Consider the following 18,915-nt stretch of genomic DNA (forward strand, 5'->3'; position numbering starts at 1 on the left):
AGGGGGTCGGGGAAGTGCCCGCGGGCCGCCCGGGAGGTGAATCGGAGGTGCGGGGAAGGTACGGGGGCAGTGCGGGGGCAGTGCGAGGAAGGTACGGGGGCCGTGCGGGGAAGGTACGGAGGACGTGCGGGGGAGGCACGGGGAGGAGACCTGGCGATGGCCGAAAAGAACGCACCACTAGCATGGTGCCCAATCTCACCCGTCCCGCCGGAACCCGGAGGGTACCGGCAGGGGGACGAATCCAGACATGACGGGGAATCAGATGGCAGGGGATCAGCCCACGCCTGGCGCGGGGGACGCGCCCGGCAACGGCCCGCAGGACAATCGCGGCGTCTCGTTCGGCCGCCAGCCGGCCGGGGTCGACCCGGCCGCGGTCGCGGACCAGATGACGCAGCTGGACGGCGCCGCCGTCCCGGGCCAGGCCGCACCGGCCCAGCCGCCGGTACTGCCGGCACAGCCTCCGGCACCGCCCGTGCAGCCGCCGGCCGGCGCCGAGTACGCGGCGTACGCACCCACCGCGGCCGGCTTCCCCAGCCAGGCCCCGCCGCCGCCCGCCGGCGCGCCCGTCGGCCCGTACGACCCGATGCCCGGCGGCTACGGCGCCCCGGACCCCAACCAGCAGGGCTACGGCGCCTACGGGTACCCGCAGCAGCAGCCCGGCTACGGCTTCCCCGGTGCGCCGGTGCCGCCCGCGCCCAAGCAGCGCAACCCGGTCATGCTCTGGGGCGGGATCATCGGCGGCGTGCTGGCCATCGCGATCGTGATCGGCCTCGTCGTCCTCTTCCAGAAGAAGGACGACCCGGACACCACCGCGGGCGGCACCACGGGCGGCAGCACCTCGGCGGGCACCAGCGCGGGCACCAACGCGGGCCCCGCCAACAACAGCCCGACCGCCGACACCAAGGGCGGCACCGGCGGCTCGTACGGCATCGCCTGGAACGCCGCCAAGGCCGCCAACTCCGACTCCAGCTCGCAGATGCTCGCGCTCTGGGGCACGGACAAGGTCGTCGTGCGCGTCGACAACACCGGCATCCGCGCCTTCAACACCTCCGACGGCAAGGACGCGTGGACCATCCCCGTGCCCTCCGGCGGCAAGGAGTTCTGCGCCGCCTCGTACGGGACCAACACCAAGAACCTCGGCGCCATCGCCGTCAACACCGGTGACTACGACTGCTCCACCATCGGCGTCGTCGACGTGGCGCAGGGCAAGATCACCTGGACCGTCAAGGCCAACGCCGAGCGGCTCTCCTCGCCGACCCTCAGCATCACCGACAAGGTCGTCGCCTTCGCCGGCAACGCCGTCGGCGGGCTGAACGTCGACAACGGCGCCCCGGTCTGGACGTACCAGCAGCGCGCCAAGATCTGCAGCGTCACCGCCCGGGCGGCCGGCCCGAACATCGCCATCAGCGACCGCTGCTACGACGACAACATCCAGAAGTCCCTGCTGCAGCTGGTCAACTCGGAGAACGGCGCGGCCGTCGGCGGCCAGATCCCGCTCTCCGGCTCGATCGAGCGGATCGACAAGGTCATCCAGGAGCAGCCGCTGGTGCTGCTGATGGCCAGCGGCCCCAACGGTGACTACATCCTGCCGTTCGACAAGGACTTCAAGCCGGGCAACCAGATGTCCACCAAGGAGCCGGGCTCCGACAGCCTGCGCCTGTCCGGCCGTTCCGACGCGTTCACCCAGAACGTCGTCAGCGGCACCACGATGTACGTCCAGGTCGGCGGCGGGAAGTCGGGCATCAACGCCTACGACCTGACCACCGGCAAGCGCCTCTGGTCCACCACCTCCTCGGGCTCGAGCAACGACATGCGGCTCGTCTCCGGCACCGACAAGCAGGGCAAGGTGCGCGCCGTCGTCAGCCAGGGCTACAACAAGCCCGCCAAGCTCGTCACGCTCTCGCCCACCGACGGGTCGACCACCGACCTGGGGACGCTGGCCAGCGGCAACGGCATGGACATCGTGAGCCTGGCCGAGTACGTGATCAGCGACGAGGGCGGTTCGGTGTACGCCTTCCGCCGCTACAGCTCGGATGCGCCGGTCACGAAGTGGAAGAAGTGACGCTTGGTTGAACCGCTCGGTGTGAACCGAGTGACGACGGGGCGGGGCGGGTACGGGCTTGAGGGCCCGGGCCCGCCCCGCCTGCGATTATCGGGCGGGCTTGCGCGTCGGGCATGCGAGGATGCGGGGGATTCTCAGCATCAGCCGACGAAGGAGTGCAGCCAGTGCCCGGCACCAACCTGACCCGCGAGGAGGCCCGCGCCCGGGCCGAGCTCCTGCGCGTGGACTCGTACGACATCGACCTCGACCTGGGGTCGGCCCGCGAGGGAGGCACCTTCCGGTCCACCACGGTGGTCCGGTTCAGCGCCACCACGCCCGGCGCGGACACCTTCATCGACCTCGTAGCCCCCGGCGTCGAGGAGATCACCCTCAACGGTGCCGCGCTCGACCCGGCGAGCTTCGCCGACAGCCGCATCCCGCTGCCCGGCCTGGCGGCCGAGAACGAGCTGCGGGTCGTCGCGAACTGCGCCTACACCAACACCGGTGAGGGCCTGCACCGGTTCGTCGACCCGGTCGACGGCGAGACGTACCTGTACACCCAGTTCGAGGTGCCGGACGCCCGGCGGGTGTTCGCCAACTTCGAGCAGCCCGACCTCAAGGCGGCCTTCACCTTCACCGTGACGGCGCCCACGGGGTGGGTCGTGGTCTCCAACTCGCCGACGCCTGTGGCCGTCGGCAGCGGGGAGACCCAGGTCTGGAGCTTCGAGCCGACCGGCCGGATCTCCACCTACATCACCGCGCTCATCGCCGGCCCGTACGTCGGCGTCTTCGACGCGTACCGGAACGGCGACCAGCACGTGCCGCTCGGCGTCTACTGCCGGCCGTCGCTGCGTGAGTTCCTCGACGCCGAGGCCGTGTTCGAGGTCACCAAGCAGGGCTTCGACTACTTCCAGGAGAAGTTCGACTTCCCGTACCCGTTCCCGAAGTACGACCAGCTCTTCGTCCCGGAGTTCAACGCCGGCGCGATGGAGAACGCGGGCGCCGTCACCCTGCGCGACCAGTACGTGTTCCGGTCGAAGGTCACCGACGCCGCGTACGAGTCGCGCGCCGCGACGATCCTGCACGAGCTCGCCCACATGTGGTTCGGCGACCTCGTCACCATGGAGTGGTGGAACGACCTCTGGCTCAACGAGTCCTTCGCCACCTTCGCCGAGGCCGTCTGCCAGGCCGAGGCCCCCGGCTCGAAGTGGCCGCACTCCTGGACCACCTTCGCCAACCAGATGAAGACCTGGGCGTACCGGCAGGACCAGCTGCCCTCCACCCACCCGATCATGGCCGAGATCAACGACCTGGAGGACGTCCAGGTCAACTTCGACGGCATCACCTACGCCAAGGGCGCCTCGGTGCTCAAGCAGCTGGTGGCCTACGTCGGCCAGGACGCCTTCTTCCAGGGCGTGCAGGCGTACTTCAAGCGCCACGCCTGGGGCAACACGCGCCTGAGCGACCTGCTGGGCGCGCTGGAGGAGGCCAGCGGACGCGACCTCAAGTCCTGGTCGCGGGCCTGGCTGGAGACGGCGGGCATCAACGTGCTGCGCCCGTCCATCGTGCTGAACACGGACGGTGAGATCGAGTCCTTCGCCGTGCTGCAGGAGGCCCCCGCGCTGCCCGCCGGGGCGAAGGGCGAGGCCGTGCTGCGGCCGCACCGCATCGCCATCGGCCTGTACGAGCTGGTGGAGGGCTCGCTCGTGCGTGTGGAGCGCATCGAGCTGGACGTCGACGGGGCGCGCACCGAGGTGCCGCAGCTCGTCGGGCGGCACCGGCCGGCCGTCGTGCTGCTCAACGACGACGACCTGTCGTACGCCAAGATCCGCCTCGACGAGGACTCGCTGGCCGTCGTCACCGAGCACCTCGGCGGCTTCACCGAGTCGCTGCCGCGCGCCCTGTGCTGGGCCTCCGCCTGGGACATGACCCGCGACGGCGAGCTCGCCGCCCGCGACTACCTCGCGCTCGCCCTCTCCGGCCTCGGGCGGGAGACGGACATCGGCGTCGTCCAGTCCGTGCAGCGGCAGGTCAAGCTCGCGCTCGACGCGTACACCGACCCGGCGTGGCGGGAGACCGGGCTGCGGCAGTGGGCGGCCGCCGCCGAGGAGTTCCTGCGGGGCGCCGAGGCGGGCAGCGACCACCAGCTGGCCTGGGCCCGTACGCTCGCCTCCGTCGCGCGGACGGACGAGCAGCTCGGGCTGCTGGAGGGCCTGCTGGACGGGTCCGTCGAGCTCAAGGGCCTGGCCGTGGACACCGAGCTGCGGTGGACGCTGCTGGTGCGCCTGGCGGCCACCGGTCGGGCCGGTGATGATTCGATCGCCGCCGAGCTGGAGCGGGACAACACGGCGGCGGGCCAGGAGCACGCGGCCACCTGCCGGGCGGCGCGGCCGACCGCGCAGGCCAAGGCGGAGGCCTGGGCCTCGGTGGTGGAGTCGGACGAGCTGACGAACTACGTGCAGGAGGCCGTGATCGTCGGCTTCCAGCAGTCGGACCAGCGGGAGCTGCTGGCGCCGTACGCGGCGAAGTACTTCGCGGCCGTCAAGGGCGTCTGGGAGAGCCGCAGCCACGAGATCTCGCAGCAGATCATCGTGGGGCTGTACCCGGCTCTCCAGGTCACCCAGGAGACCCTCGACGCGACGGACGCCTGGCTGGCGGCGGCCGAGCCGGCGCCGGCGCTGCGGCGGCAGGTCGTCGAGTCGCGGGCCGGGATCGAGCGTGCGCTCAAGGCGCAGGCGGTGGACCGGGCGGCTGCTGCTTCCTGATGAACGCCTGAAGGGGCGCCGGACGGCTACGGCCGTTCGGCGCCCCTTCGGGTTCTTCGGGTTTTCGGGTGCTACTTCTTCTTGCCCTTGCCGAGGGGCAGGGCCGCGAGGCCGGCGATGACCGCGAAGGCGACGAGCGGGATGAACACGTACAGGCCGAGGGTCTGGCCCACACTCAGGCCCGAGCCCGGTTGGTCGCCGTCATCCCGGGTGAGGGCCATGGCGGGCGACGACAGCAGCATCATCAGCGTGACCGTTGCGGAGACCGCGCCGGCTCGCAAAGCGTTCCTCTTGTCCACCGTTCCAACTTACCCGGCACTTACGGGACGGCGCGCGTCGGGGTGGGGATGACGCTCATGGCTCCTGCGCTGGTGACCAGGCGTTCGAGGGTCACCGGGGTGCCCGTGGCGTCCGCGATCGGCAGGCGCCAGTTCGGGTACTGGTCCCAGGTGCCCGGCAGGTTCTGGGGGCGCGGATCGCCCACCAGGTCCGGCAGCCAGACCCCGACCAGCTCGGCCGGGGTGCGGTGGAGGAAGGCGTAGAGGGCCTGCATGGTGACGGGCTCGCCGGGTTTCAGCAACCCGAGGCGGGCCAGTTCCTCCTCCCAGTCCGCGAGCTCGGCCCCCGCCTCCGCCTGCTCCTCGGCGAGCGGGCGGGCCAGCAGGCCCAGGCGGTGGCGCAGCTCCACGTGCTCGCCGGAGAGGCGGGCGGCGGTACTGGGCAGGTCGTGGGTGGTGAGGGTGGCCAGGCACTCGGTGCGCCAGCGGTTCGGGGGGAGGATCCGGCCGTCCTGCTGCCAGTCCCGTTCGAACCAGAGGACGGAGGTGCCGAGGATGCCCCTGCTCTCCAGTTCCTCCCGTACACCGGGCTCGACGGTGCCGAGGTCCTCCCCGATGACGGCCGTACCCGCGCGGTGGGCCTCCAGCGCGAGGACGCCGAGCATCGCCTCCGCGTCGTAGCGGACGTACGCGCCCTCGGTCGGGGCGTGACCCTCCGGGACCCACCAGAGGCGGAACAGCCCCATCACGTGGTCGATGCGGATCGCACCCGCGTGCTTCATCGCGGCGCGGAGGAGTTCCGCGTACGGGGCGTAGCCGGATGCGGCGAGCGCGTCCGGGCGCCAGGGCGGCAGACCCCAGTCCTGGCCGTGGGCGTTGAACGCGTCGGGCGGGGCACCGGTGGAGATGCCGGCGGCGAGGACGTCCTGGAGCGCCCAGGCGTCGGCCCCGTCGGGGTGGACGCCGACGGCGAGGTCGTGGATGAGCCCGACGGGCATGCCGGCGTCTGCTGCCGCCCGTTGCGCTTCTGCCAGCTGCTGATCGACCTGCCAGGCCAGCCAGCGGTGGAACTCCGCTTCCTCCTCGAACTCCTTCTCCGCCTGCTCGATGTGCGGGCCCTCCGGGTGACGCAGACCCTTCGGCCAGTGCCGCCAGTTCGTGCCGTGCACCTCCGCGAGCGCGTTCCAGAGTGCGTGCCGGCGCAACCACTCACCCTCGCGCCGCTGATACGCCTCGTACGCCGCCTGCCGCCCGGGCCCGCGCGGTACGTCGTGGAGGATCTCGAGCGCTTCCCTCTTGAGCTCCCACACCGCATCACGATCGATCAACCCGTCATGCGCGAGGACCTCCCCCCTGAGCCGCCTCGCCCTTCCCTCCAACTCCTCCAGCTCCTCCACCTGCTCCACCTGCTCCCTGCTCGCGTACGTCGCGTACGCGAACTCGGGAACCGCCTCGATCCGCAGATGCACCGGGTCCGCGAAGCGGCGCGAGGACGGCCGGTACGGGGAGGGGTCGGTGGGCGCGGCCGGCAGCGCCTGGTGCAACGGATTGATCTGCACGAACCCGGCGCCCAGCTCCGCGCCCGCCCACTGGACCAGCTCCGTGAGGTCCCCGAGGTCCCCCATCCCCCACGACCGCTCCGACAGCACGGAGTACAGCTGCGCCAGGAACCCCCAGCTCCTGCCCGGCAGTTGAGGCAGCTTCTCCGGCGCCACGATCAGCACCGCCTCCGCGCTGTCGGCCCTGAGCCTGTGCCGCCCCAGCGGCAGGTCCCCCGGCAACCAGTGCGCATGCCCCCTCGGCAACTCCCAGACCCCGCCCCCCTCCAGCTCGATCCTCAGCCGCACCTCCGCCGGCACGTCCAACGCCGTCCGCCGCCCCTGCCGCACCACCACGCACGGCGGCAGCAACCTCCCCCGCTGCTCGGCCCGGTGACGCTCCAGCGCCTCCCGCACCTCCTCCGCCGACCCGGCCGCCACCCCCAACGCCCCCAGCACCGCCACCAACGTCCGCGCCCCCACGCACCGCCCGTCCACCCCCGGATACCGCACATCCACCCCGTACGCCCGCGCCAACGCCACCAACTCCGGTGGAGGCGGCGGCGCATCCTCCGCCGGCACCGTCAGCCCACCAGCTCCGTCACGGTCGAGGTAAGCACCCACACACGGCTCCCGCGATCTCTCGGCAACACCCGATTCAGGACTCCCCAGTCCTACCCGTGTGACCGCCTCGCTACCCAGCGCGACACGACGCGGCCAAGGAAGAAGGCCCGCTCCGCCGGTATCGGCGGGGCGGGCCCTTCTTCGTTCAGGGGGTCAGCAGAGTTTGAGGGCGGCGGTGCGGAACTTGTCGGCGGGCATGGAGGTGGTGCCGTCGTCGGTGAGGGTGAGGACTTCGCCGTCCTTGAGGTGCTGGAGGTCGGCGAGGGTGAAGGTGAATTCGGAGTTCTTGGTGTTGCCGAGGGCGGTGAAGGCGGTGTGGTACTTGATGTCGGGTTTGAGGGTGGTGAGGCCGGAGTGGTAGGCGGTCCAGCCGGGGGGTGTGGTGAAGAGGGGGAAGCGGTCGGGGGTGCTGGGGGTGTCGTCGGAGGAGGAGGGGGAGGAGGAAGAAGAGGAGGAGATGGACCAGTCGGCGGTCTGGTCGGCGGTGTCGTAGACGGAGACCGTCACGATCTGGCCCTTGGGGCAGAGGGGGACGACCACCGCGTAGCCGGCGCCGTCGCGTTGGAGGGCGAGGGTGGCGGGGGCGGGGGCGGGGGTGCACCCGGTGGCCGCCGCCTGGAGGAGCAGGGCGGCCGCCGGGAGCAGGAGGTGGCGACGGGTCAGCATGTCGGGAAACCGTACTGGTTGAAGGTCCAGTGGCAGTTCATGGCCTTCTTGAACGGGTCGGCGAGCTTGTCGCTGACCTTGCCGAAGAAGTCGCCGGTGTCGGACCTCGACCAGTACCAGGTCTGCTTGGGGAGCTCCCCCTTCTCGGTCGGCGCCTCGTCGGCCTTGGAGGCGTCGAGGTAGCCGCCCCAGTACAGGTTGGCGCCCTGCTCGAACTTGTTGAGCCGCGCCGGGTTCCCTCCGGTCTTCGCCTGCGAGATCAGGCTCTCGAGGAGGTAGTCGGTGATGAAGTCCTTGGCGCTGCGGTAGGAGGCCCACTGGGTGGAGTGCCTGGCCTCGTGGCCGAGCAGGTTGGAGCCGAACTTCTCGGAGTAGCCCTTGCCGCGCTTGGCGTCGAGGGCCGCGTTGTCGTGGGTCTCGCGCTCGAGCTTCTTGTCGAGGTCGTCGTACCCGCGGGGGTAGAAGAGGACGTCGCCGATGGTCATCGGCTGGTCGCCGCCGGGCGAGAAGTCGTAGCAGACGACCTGGAGTTCGCGGCGTTCGCAGCCGGCGCCCCTCGCCACGGCGAGGCCCTGGGCCATGAGGTTGGCGCCGTTGTCGTTGTTGGCCTGGTGGAAGGGGTTCTTGTCGAGGTAGTCGCTGGGCTTGTGGCTGGCCCGGGGGAGGATGGTGCGGACGGGCTTCTCGTAGCCGGGCGAGTCCTTGCACCACTGGACGCCGCAGGGGCCTTCCTTGGCGGCCGAGCCGCTGCCGTTGCTCGCGGTGGTGGAGGACCTGGCGAGGGACAGGGCGCTCTCCCAGTAGGAGGCGGTCGCGGTGCCCTGGGCGCAGGCGAGGGTGGCGCAGAAGCTGGCCGGCGGGTAGGTGGTGGAGTTGGACACCGGCGGGTACCAGGGGTCCTCGGGGCCGCCGGGGCGGCGGCCGGTGGGGTCGGAGAGGTTGACCGGGTCGTTGTTGCTGTAGGCGTAGGCGTTCCACTGCTGCGGGTCGTTGTCCGAGAGCAGCGGGTCGGCGCTGATGAAGCGGGCGCGCCTGGGGTCGTACTCGCGGGCTCCGATCGAGGTGAGGCCCGTGTCGTCGTCCTGAGTGCCGCCGAGGTAGCCCTTGCTGCCGGCCCAGACGGAGGGGGCGGGCTGCGGGCCGCGGGCGACGCCGAAGGGGTCGGTGGGGCGGCGGGTGACGGTCTGGTCGGGGTCGCAGGAGATCTGGACGGCGTTGGTGCCGTGCGGGTCCGCGGCCTGGATGAAGAGCTTTCCGCCGCCGGGGGCGGTGACCCGGGTGAGGCTGAGGCCGCCGGGGGCGCCGATCCAGCGGACGTTGGTGGTGCCGCCGGTGCTGGTGGTGGTGTCGAGGGTGAGTTCGTCGGTGGTCAGGCTCAGGGTGGTCCTGCCGGGGCTGCGGCGGATCAGCTGGTTGCCGTCCGCGTCGTAGAGGTAGGTGGTGGTGTTCGGGCCGGCGGTGGTGGAGACGGTGGTGGCGGCGAGCTTGCCCTCGCCGTTCCAGCCGTACCCGGTGGTGCCGTTCGGGTCGGTGACGGCGGTGGTGTTGCCGCGGGCGTCGTAGCGGAAGCCGGTGGTGCTGGTGCCGGCGGCCGAGGTGGTGGTGGAGCTGAGCAGGGCGTGGGGGCCGCCGGTGCCCTGGCCGTTGCTCGGGGTGTTGACGGTGCCGGCGGCGCCGAAGGTCTGCGTCGTGGTGACGTCGTTGGCGGTGACGCCGTTGACGTCGTGCGAGGTCAGGCTGGTGCGGTTGCCGGTGCTGTCGTAGCCGTAGCTCTGCCAGTACGGGGCGGGGCCGCCGACGCTGGGGGTGCCGGGGCCGGTGGTGGCGGGGCCGGTGGCGTTGTTGCAGCCGCCGACGCCGGGAACGGTGGTGGAGCTGCCGGTGCCGTGCTTGCCGCCGGCGCTGTCCGTCCAGTCGGCGGTGGTGCTGGTGCCGCCGGTGTCGGTCCAGGCGTTGGTGAGCCGGCCGAGGTGGTCGTAGGTGTAGCACTGGGTGTCGGTGTCGCGGGCGTCCTGGAGGTCGGTCACGGAGGTGATCCGGCCGGACGGGGTGTAGGTGTAGCTGGTCCTGTCGACGGAGACGGTGCCGGTCTGCTTGTCCAGGTAGGAGTTGAGGACCCGGCCGGTGGCCCAGTCCCACTCCTGGGTGCCGACGACCTGGTAGCCGAGGTCGCCGACGGTGGTGCGGACCGGGCGGCCCATCGCGTCGTAGGAGACGGCCTGGACGAGGGTCTGGTCGCCGCCGCTCATCATGCCGGTGAGCAGGCCGGTGTCGGTGTACGAGTAGCTGATGCTCTCGGCGGGCAGTCCTCCGGCGGCGGGCAGGTCCTGGCCGGTGAGGGCGCCGGTGTGGGTCTGGTAGGTGTTGCGGGTGGTGTAGGTGCCGGCCAGGGCGCCCTCGGTGGCCGGGACGGTGATGCTGCTGCCGAGCGGGCGGTACATGACGTCGTAGCCGGTCGCGGCCTTGGTGTAGGCGGCGCCGTCCTTCCCGCCGACGTAGCGGGTGGAGGAGGTCAGCCGGCCCTTGGCGAGGGTGTCGTACGTCCAGGAGGCGAGCAGGTTGGCGGGCGCGACGTCGCCCTGGTACTGGGCGGTGCGGCGGCCGAGCAGGTCGTAGCCGGTGCTGAGGACGGCGCCGGTGGCGTCGGTGGTGCGGTCGATCCGGGAGTCGGCGTCGAAGTGGACGGTGCTGGTGCCGACGTCGGGGTCGGTGGTGGAGACCTGGCGGTCGCGCTGGTCGTAGCGGTACGTCCAGGTGTTGCCGGCCTGGTCGGTGCGGGTGGCCAGCCGGCCGGACGGCGTGTAGCCGTACGTGGTGACCTCGGCGTCGGCCGGGTTTCCGGTGGGCGCGTCCGTGCGGTACTGCCACAGGGCGGTGGTGCGGCCGCGGGCGTCGGCGATCCGGGTGCTCGGGCGGGATCCGGTGGGCGGGGTGACGTCGACCCGGCCGGGGGCGGGGTAGGCGGTGGTGGTCGCCCACTGGAGGTTGGCGTAGGAGCGGAACTCGGCGCGGACCGGGCGGCCGAGGCCGTCGTAGCTGGTCCAGGTCTGGGCGGGCACCTGGGAGTCGTTGCCGGGCACGAAGATCGAGCGGTCGGGCAGGCTCTTCTCCTCGTAGTACTCGCCGGAGGTCTTCACCGTCCAGCCGTGCGAGTCGTACACGACGTCCGTGATCAGGCGGCCGTTGGGCAGGGCGGAGGAGGTCCGCTGGGTCTGGCGCAGGCGGCCGAGGCCGTCGTACAGCTCGGTCTTGGAGGAGTACGTCTGGTCGTTGGCCTGGAGCCACTCGGTGAGGACGCCGGAGGGGGCGGTGGTGCCGTTGACGAAGTAGGTGTACCGCTGGCTGGGGTTCCTGTCGGTCGGCTGGTCGGGCGCCCAGACGGCGGTGAGGCGGCCGAGGCCGTCGTACCGCCAGGTGATGGCGCGGCCGTTCTCGTCGGTGGAGACCAGCGGCTGGCCGCGGCCCGGGTCCTGGGTGACGGTGTTGGTCCAGCCGTCGCCGAACGGGCCGGTGGTGGCCACCGAGGTGGGGACGGCGCCGGTGGCCGGGGTGAAGGCGACCCGGGTGGTGCCCGGGGTGGTGGTGGCCTGGCCGGTCGCGTTGCCCGCGGTGTCGTAGGTGGAGCCGTCGGCGGTGGTGGTGGCGACGACGCGGCCGTAGGCGTCGAAGCCGGAGGAGCCGGTGTTGACGTAGACGGGGTTGGCGCCCTCGTAGCGGTCGAGGGCGAGCGAGGAGGTGGCGTCCCCCGCGTCCCCGGCCTGGCCGTAGGGCTTGCCGTCGAACAGGGTGCGGACCTCGGAGAGGGTGGTGCCGGGGCCGGCCGGGGTGGTGCAGGGGCCGGAGAGGCTGCGCTTGGCGGCCACCAGGGTCAGCAGGTTGGGCCGGGTGCTCTTCGCGTACTCGTGGACGGTGCAGACCTCGGGGGTGGCGGCGGTGCCGTCGCCCAGGTCGTCCACGCGGACGGTGCGGTTGCCCTTGGCCGGGTCGGTGGTGGTGACGGTGGTGGAGGTGCGCCAGCTGTCGGGGCCGGTCCGGTCCTTGGTGACGGTGCTGACGGTGGCGGCGGGGTAGCGGGCGACGAGGTCGGGCATGCCGCCGCTGCGCTGGTGGGTGGCGGTGGACTGCTGGCCGGTGGAGACCGCGCCCTTGATGCCCTGGACGGTGCCGCCGGCCCGGTCGTAGACCTCGCTGGCGACGATGTTGCCCGCCAGCCAGTCGCTGTCGGTGACGGTGCCGCCCAGTGGACCGGCCACCTGGACGGAGCGCTTGCTGCCGTCGGCTCGGACGTCGCCGTCCATGCCGCGCAGGTAGGTGGTCCGCGACTGGGTCTTCGGGGCCTCGCCGTCGAAGGCGCTGCCGGTGGTGGTGGTGACGGACTGGAAGCCGCGGAACTGGTCCCAGGTGCGCAGCTTGGGGTCGAGGAACTCGGCGTCGTTGCGGTGCCAGGCGGCGCCGCCGTCGTAGGTGTAGGCGGTGGTCTTGACGAGCGTCAGGCCGGTGACGGTGTCCTGTTCGGTGACGCTCTTGACCATCGGCTTGTCGAACCAGTCGTCGACGGGTTCGGCGGTGCCGGCCTTGTACCACTTGACGGGCTGGCAGGCCATGGAGTTGCTGTCCGGGCTCGTCGGCATCCGGCCGGCGACGCGGGAGCAGGCGGCGGTGGTGTAGTCGACGACGATCCGGCCGCCGGTCTCGGTGTTGATCTGCGAGATGCGCGGGCGGACGAACTTGGGCGCGGCGGGCACGAGGCCGTCGACGCGGTTGGCGATGGGCATCGCGCCGAAGGTGACGGCGGGGACCGGGGTGTCGCCGCGGCCGTTGTCACCGGTGCGGGTGATGGAGTCGAGCCAGAGGGTCTTGGCGGTGCCGTCGCCCGGGTCGTAGAAGGACTGGTTGAGGTTCCAGGTGTCCACGGTGACCGGGGAGTTGCCGCTCTGGGCGTTCCGGGCGTTCAGGACGGAGGTGACGATCGAGGTCAGCCGCTTGGTGGAGAAGAAGGTCGGGCTGGTGTTGGTGCAGGTGCCACCGGCCGCGCAGATCTGGTCGATCGGGACGTCCGGCCAGCTGGTGGCGTTGGCGCTGGTGCGCCGGCCCTCGTCGCAGCCGAAGGTGTCGGTGGGGATGCAGCGCTCGGCGGTCCTGAACTCGACGGAGGAGGGCGGGGGGAGCGTGCCCTTGGCGGCCTGCTGCTCGGGCAGCCGGAGGCCGTAGCCGATGCTCAACAGGCGGCCGGCGCGCTGGTACTTCTCCGGGGTGTTGGAGCCCTTGTTCTGGCCTCCGCCGCGGTTGTAGTAGTTGTCCTCGGCCGCGTAGCGGTAGGTGACCAGGTTCTGGTGGGTGTCGACGACGTAGTCGAGCTGCCAGCGCCAGGGCAGGGTGCACCAGGAGGCCGCGCCCTTGGACGGGTCGTAGCAGGCGTCGCCGCTGTTCGGGGAGTAGACGGGGACGCCGAGGGTGGAGCCGGAGGCCGGGTCGCTGTTGTCGCCGCCGGGCAGGTGACCGAGGCCGAAGTAGTACTGGACGCCGTCGGTGGTGGTGACGCGCCAGTACTCGCCGCCGCGCTGGCCGTTCTGGGCGCCGGAGAGCTGCTCGATCGTGGAGCCGTCGTCGCTCTGGAGGTGCCAGCCGCCGCTCTTGTCGTCGCGCACCAGGGTGCCGGAGTGGCCGCCGAGGGCGAGGGTCGCGTTCTGGCCGCCCCAGCAGAGGTCGCCGGAGCCCGCGATGCCGGACTTGTCGCAGGACTTGTAGGAGCGCTCGATGAAGCCGGGCTCGTAGCCCCAGCCGTCGCCGATCCAGGAGGACTGGGAGTTGGTGGCGGAGGTGCGGCCGTCCACGGCGGCGGAGTTGTACGCGAGGGCGACGGTCGGGGCGGTGCCGCCGACGCTCGGGGGCAGGGCGATGGGGTAGCTGTAGCCGAAGCCGCCGGTGTTGCCGCCGGAGGTCCAGGCCATGGACGGCGCGAGCGGGGTGGCCGCGTAGCTGCCGCCGGAGCCGCTCGCGCCGGTGACGGCGGCGAGGACCATCGCTCCGCCGGCGGCGGGTGAATCGGCGGGCGCGGACAGGGACTTGGCGGAAGCCTTGGACGTGTCGGCCGCGGGGAGGGTGACGTCGGCGGTGATGCCGGCGTGCTGCGGGTCCGCGACGGTGGGCAGTTCGGTGCGGGTGCGGCACTCGGGCCGGTCGGGGGTGGTCAGGGCGCAGCCGGGCAGGGCGACGACGTGGACGCGGTCGCTCCAGGCGCCGGCCCGCAGGCCGTCGAGGTCGAGGGTGACCTTGACCTGGCGGCCGCCGCGGGCGTCAGGCTGCTGGGCGTCGGTGAGGGTGATCAGCGGGGCGTCGACGCCGGCGGCGCGGCCCTTGTCCTCCGGGGTGACCTCGACGGTGACCTCGCGGGCGCCGAGTCCGGCGCCGTCCTCGGGCAGGAGGGCGACGGGCAGGTCCCCGGCGCGGGCGGGGGTGTCGCCACCGGAGGCCGGGGCGGCGCCGCCGGTGGCCTTGCGGGCGGCGGCGGCGTTGGGGCCGTCGATGCCGAGGGTGACCTTGGCCCTGCCCGGCTTGAGCGGGGGGACGGGGGTCGGGGCGGCGGCGGGTTTCCCGGGGGCCGGGGGCATCTTCTCGGGGACGAGGTCGTGCCCGGCCACGGACTTGGTGCCGGCGCCCAGCGGGGTGTTCGGCGGCGTCCAGATCCTGCCCTTCTTGGGCGAGGAGTGGGCCCAGGCGTCGGTCGGCGGGGTGGCGAGCGGGCTCGCCAGGATCACCGCCGCCGCGGCGACGGCGAACCACCGCCGGCCCGAACGCGTACGGCGCGCGGCCGCTCTGCCGACATGGCGTATCCCCACGACTCCCCCTGTTTCAGACGCGGCGTCAGTTCGACGCCTGGGCACAGTGCGTGGACGACCATAGAAGTAACTTCTGGCCCGCACATAGCCCTACCCATGAGTAACAAGCCGTACCGAAATCACTTTTCGGAAAAGCCCTGAGGATCAATCAGGACATGTGCCGACAAGAAGAATCCGGCTTGACCAGCCCGGCGTTCATGAGCATCGTTCCCATCCGAACGTCCGCCAGCGGGGCGGCATTTCCCGGGGGGATCCCTCACCAAGACCATGCGAAACACCGTCAAGACACCGAAAAGAACCGGAATTCGCCGGGCAGGACCGACACGTCCGGTTATGAGCCTTCCGGTGGCCGCCGCCCTGTGCCTCGCACTGGTCGGCGCGATACCGGACGCCCATGCCGCGGACGCCCCGCCGGCCCCCTCGCACACCCAGGGTTCCGTCCCGCCGATCAGCGGCTCGCCGAACGTCGAACCCACCAAGGAGCAGCGCTCCTACCGGGACGCCCTGGCGAAGGCCAAGGCCACCGGCAAGCCCGTGGTCGTGGAGGCGTGGACCACCGAGACCTCGCAGACCGTGGTCAACCCCGCCGGGCGCCTCAGCAGCACCGACTCCGCCCGGCCCGTCCGGGCGAAGGTGAAGGACGCCTGGGCCGCGCTCGACCCGACCCTGCGCCGCAACGCCGACGGCAGCCTCGCCCCGGCCGTCTCGGGCACCGCCCTGACGCTCTCCGGCGGCGGCACCGGCCCGATGGCCGTGCTGACCACGCCGGACGGCAAGAAGCTCTCCGTCACCGCCCCGTTCACCCTGCCCACGCCCACGCTGAACGGCGACACCGCGACGTACCCGGGCGTGCTGCCGGACGTCGACCTCCAGGTCACCGCGCTGCCGGCCGGCGGCTGGCGCAACGTGCTGGTCGTCCGTACGGCGGCCGCCGCCGCGCGGCCCGAGCTCAAGTCCCTGGTGTTCCGCACCGGCGCCGAGGGCCTGACCGTCAAGGCCGACGCCGCGGGCAACCTCACCGCCGAGGACGACAAGGGCCGGGCGCGGTTCAACGCGCCCACCCCGCTGCAGTGGGACTCCGCCACCGCCCCGGCGCCCGGCGTCAAGGCCGCGGCGAAGGCGGCCCAGGCGGCCGGCGACACGGCGGCGGCCGGCGACACGGCGGCGGCCGGCCCGGGCGACCAGGCCGGCCAGGGCGGGGTCTCCACCCCGCAGGCCCCGGGCGACCACGCGGCGGTCGCGCCGATGGGCGTCAAGGTCGGCGACGGCACCCTCGAACTCACCCCGGACGCAACGACGTTCGGCAAGGGCACCGGCCCCTGGTACCTGGACCCGACCGTCGCGGCCACCAGCACCGCGCAGGGCTCGGTGGAGGTCCAGGAGAACCACCCGGACACCAGGAACTACAACGTCATCTCCGACCCGGCCACCGGCTTCTGCGGCTTCAGCGACTGCAACCCCAAGAAACGCCAGCGCGCCTACTTCAAGATCGGCCTCAACCCGGCGCTCTCCACCAAGCCGGACGGCGCCCCGTCCCCGCCCACCGTCTTCGGCTCGACGCTGAACATGAACGTCAGCTGGGCGGCGAACAGTTCGCAGCCCACGCCGTTCGGCGCCTACTGGGCCGACAACAGCGACATCGGCACCTGGACCGACTGGTGGCACCAGCCCTGCGGCACCTCGGGCCGCATGGACGGCTGCACCTGGATCGGCGGGAACGGCTCGTTCACCGGCTACGGCACGATGAACCTCGACGTCTCCTGGGGCGTGCAGCAGGCGGTGGCCCGCGGCCGCGGGCAGATGATCATCGGCCTCGCCCCGGACGACGAGTACAACATGATGTACCGGCACCGGTTCTCCAACAACCCGTCCATCACCACCGACTACGACCTGACGCCGAGCATCTGGTACCCGCGCACGATCCCGGCCCCGGGCTTCGCGAGCAACAACCAGAACTTCGACTGCACCAGCGGCGGCGCCCACGCCTGGGACAACGCGCCCTGGATCGGCAACAACAAGAGCATCCAGATCGCCGTCAACAGCTGGTCCCCGACCGGGTTCAACCTCTACACCGGCTTCCACGTCTGGGACGACAACGACAGCAACTGGAGCTCCCTGCCCGGCGGTCCGGGCGGCAGCTACAACTCGCCGTACGTCGCGGACCTGGGCAGCCTCGCCGACGGCCACCAGTACGGCTGGAACGCCCAGGTGACCGACGGCACCACCACCTCGGCCGCCAGCGACTGGTGCTACTTCCGCGTCGACCGCACCTCGCCGCAGGTCGGCATCAGCTCGACCGACTTCCCGCCGTCCGGCACCCCGAACGACCACCCGACGGCCTTCTCCGACACCAACGCCTGGTTCACCCTGAACGGCACCGACCCGGCGCCGGGCAACGGCCTGAACGCCTCGGGCCTGGCCTGCTTCCGCGTCAGCACCTCCTCGACGCCCGTCACCGGCTGGCGCTGCGGCGACCCCGGGACGGTCATGGCGGACGGCAACGGCAACGCCAACTTCCAGCACGTGGCGGGCAACTGGGGCACCAACATCATCTACGCCCAGGCCCAGGACAACGCGGGCAACTACAGCCAGCCCGCAAGCTACGCCTACTACGCCCCCTGGCGCCCCGGCACCCTGCCGGTCTTCGGCGACGTGGACGGCGACCGCAACCCGGACGTCCTGCGCCCCGACGGCGCCGGCAACCTCAACGCGATCGGCGCCAACCTCGACCCGACCCGCACCACCTCGGCCGTCGCCGCCAGCGCCCCGGGCAACGACCAGAACCACCACCCGACCTGGAACGACTACCTGATCACCCACCGGGGCGCCCTGGTCAAGGGCGCGCTGGTCGACCAGATCATCGCCCACAACACCAAGGACCCGGACCTCAAGAAGCTGCTCAGCCTGGTCTACAACGACGGCTCCGGGCACTTCGACAAGCTGGTCTCCTCCTCGCTCACGCGCCCGAGCCAGTGCGTGCTGACCCTCGGCGGCTCGCCCGTCGCCTGCTCCACCGTGCCGGACGTCTACGCGCCCGACTGGTCCGCCGTGGACCAGCTGGTCGCCATCGGCACCCCCGAGGGCGAGGCCACCGCCCCCGGCACCGGCGGCGCCACGCTCCAGGCCACCCGCACCTCGCTGCTGACGGTGGAGAACCACCGGCTCTGGCTGTTCCGCCCCGGCGGCGTCAACGGGCTCAGCGACACCGCCCAGCTGATCCCGACCACCCCGGGCACCGGCGACTGGGCGGAGTACGACCTGATCAACCCGGGCCCGGCCAACGGCCCCACCAAGATCAGCGAGACCCTCTCCTACCGCCAGGCGACCCTGTGGGCCCGCCACCGCGACAGCGGCAGGGTCCTCGCGTACGGCCTCTCGGGCGCCGTCAACGCCACCACGGGCCTGTTCACCGTGGAGTACAGCGCCCTCACCAACCCGAACGGAGGCCGGCTGATCCTCGACGGCAGCGGCACCACCGCCGCCGACTACCCGTACGTCGGCTCCTCCGGCGACCTCAACGGCGACGGACTGGCCGACCTGTGGACCATCGCGGGCGACGGCCAGATGTACGTCTGGCGCGGCACCGGCGGCGGAGCCCCGGGCTGGGTCAACGGCTTCACCCAGGGCGAGCCGATGGGCAAGGTCACCGCCGCCGTCTCGATCCGCTCGGTCTCCGCGACCGGCAGCTGCCTCGACGCCTCCGGCGGCGCGCACCCCGGCGCGACGATCGCCTACTGGGGCTGCTGGGACACCCAGAACCAGCGGTTCAACTTCTCCACCGACGGCACCGTGCGCAACAGCGGCTACTGCCTCTCCACCCAGGGCAACGCGCTGACCCCGAACACGGGCCTGGAGATGCAGCCCTGCGCCGGGCTGGACGGCCAGAAGTGGGCGATGCGCGGAGACGGCACCCTGCGCAACACCGCCGTGGACCTGTGCGTGGACCTGCCCGGGGGCGCCACCGGGAACGGCACCCAGCCGATCCTGTACGCCTGCGCCGGCGGGCCGAACCAGCGCTGGACGCTCAACCCCGAGAGGGCGTGAGCGGCCTGACGCGCGACCGGCCGTGACCCCGCGCTGAAGGGTCGTGAACTGCCGCGGGCGCCGTCGTCCGGAACCTCCGGACGGCGGCGCCCGCTCTGTCGTGGGCACGCCTCGACATGC

7 protein-coding genes are annotated in these 18,915 nt (G+C 72.0%); 3 read left to right on the forward strand and 4 right to left on the reverse strand.

Translation table 11 applies throughout. The features are described 5' to 3' along the window. Positions 1 to 262 precede the first annotated feature (262 nt). Positions 263 to 2,062 carry a PQQ-binding-like beta-propeller repeat protein gene (locus tag ACIBCA_RS30325; RefSeq protein ID WP_396286227.1) on the forward strand — a complete coding sequence of 600 codons (1,800 nt, stop codon included), beginning with the start codon at positions 263 to 265 and terminating at the stop codon, positions 2,060 to 2,062. A gap of 164 nt (positions 2,063 to 2,226) precedes the next feature. Then, positions 2,227 to 4,806: an aminopeptidase N gene (gene pepN, locus ACIBCA_RS30330; RefSeq protein WP_396286229.1), complete on the forward strand. Its 2,580-nt coding sequence runs from the start codon at positions 2,227 to 2,229 to the stop codon at positions 4,804 to 4,806. A 71-nt stretch (positions 4,807 to 4,877) separates the two neighbouring features. Here pepN and ACIBCA_RS30335 read toward each other — a convergent pair whose 3' ends face one another. From ACIBCA_RS30335 to ACIBCA_RS30350, 4 genes are all read right to left on the reverse strand, one after another. Then, the gene (locus ACIBCA_RS30335; protein WP_396286230.1) at positions 4,878 to 5,051 is read right to left on the reverse strand and encodes a hypothetical protein; all 174 of its coding nucleotides are present in this window, start codon (positions 5,049 to 5,051) and stop codon (positions 4,878 to 4,880) included. A gap of 74 nt (positions 5,052 to 5,125) precedes the next feature. Further along, positions 5,126 to 7,204 carry a 4-alpha-glucanotransferase gene (malQ, locus tag ACIBCA_RS30340; RefSeq protein WP_396286344.1) on the reverse strand — a complete coding sequence of 693 codons (2,079 nt, stop codon included), beginning with the start codon at positions 7,202 to 7,204 and terminating at the stop codon, positions 5,126 to 5,128. Positions 7,205 to 7,399: 195 nt separating this feature from the next. Then, positions 7,400 to 7,912, reverse strand: a complete 513-nt coding sequence (locus ACIBCA_RS30345; RefSeq protein WP_396286231.1) for a hypothetical protein — start codon at positions 7,910 to 7,912, stop codon at positions 7,400 to 7,402. Then, positions 7,906 to 14,751: an RHS repeat-associated core domain-containing protein gene (locus ACIBCA_RS30350; protein ID WP_396286232.1), complete on the reverse strand. Its 6,846-nt coding sequence runs from the start codon at positions 14,749 to 14,751 to the stop codon at positions 7,906 to 7,908. Before ACIBCA_RS30350 ends, ACIBCA_RS30345 begins: the two co-directional genes overlap by 7 nt. 333 nt (positions 14,752 to 15,084) lie before the next feature. Here ACIBCA_RS30350 and ACIBCA_RS30355 point away from each other — a divergent pair, with 333 nt between their 5' ends. Then, on the forward strand, positions 15,085 to 18,795 hold the full coding sequence (locus tag ACIBCA_RS30355; protein ID WP_396286233.1) for a ricin-type beta-trefoil lectin domain protein: 3,711 nt from the start codon (positions 15,085 to 15,087) through the stop codon (positions 18,793 to 18,795). Positions 18,796 to 18,915: the final 120 nt, after the last annotated feature.

The organism is Kitasatospora sp. NPDC051170, from assembly GCF_044455705.1.
GTDB lineage: Bacteria > Actinomycetota > Actinomycetes > Streptomycetales > Streptomycetaceae > Kitasatospora.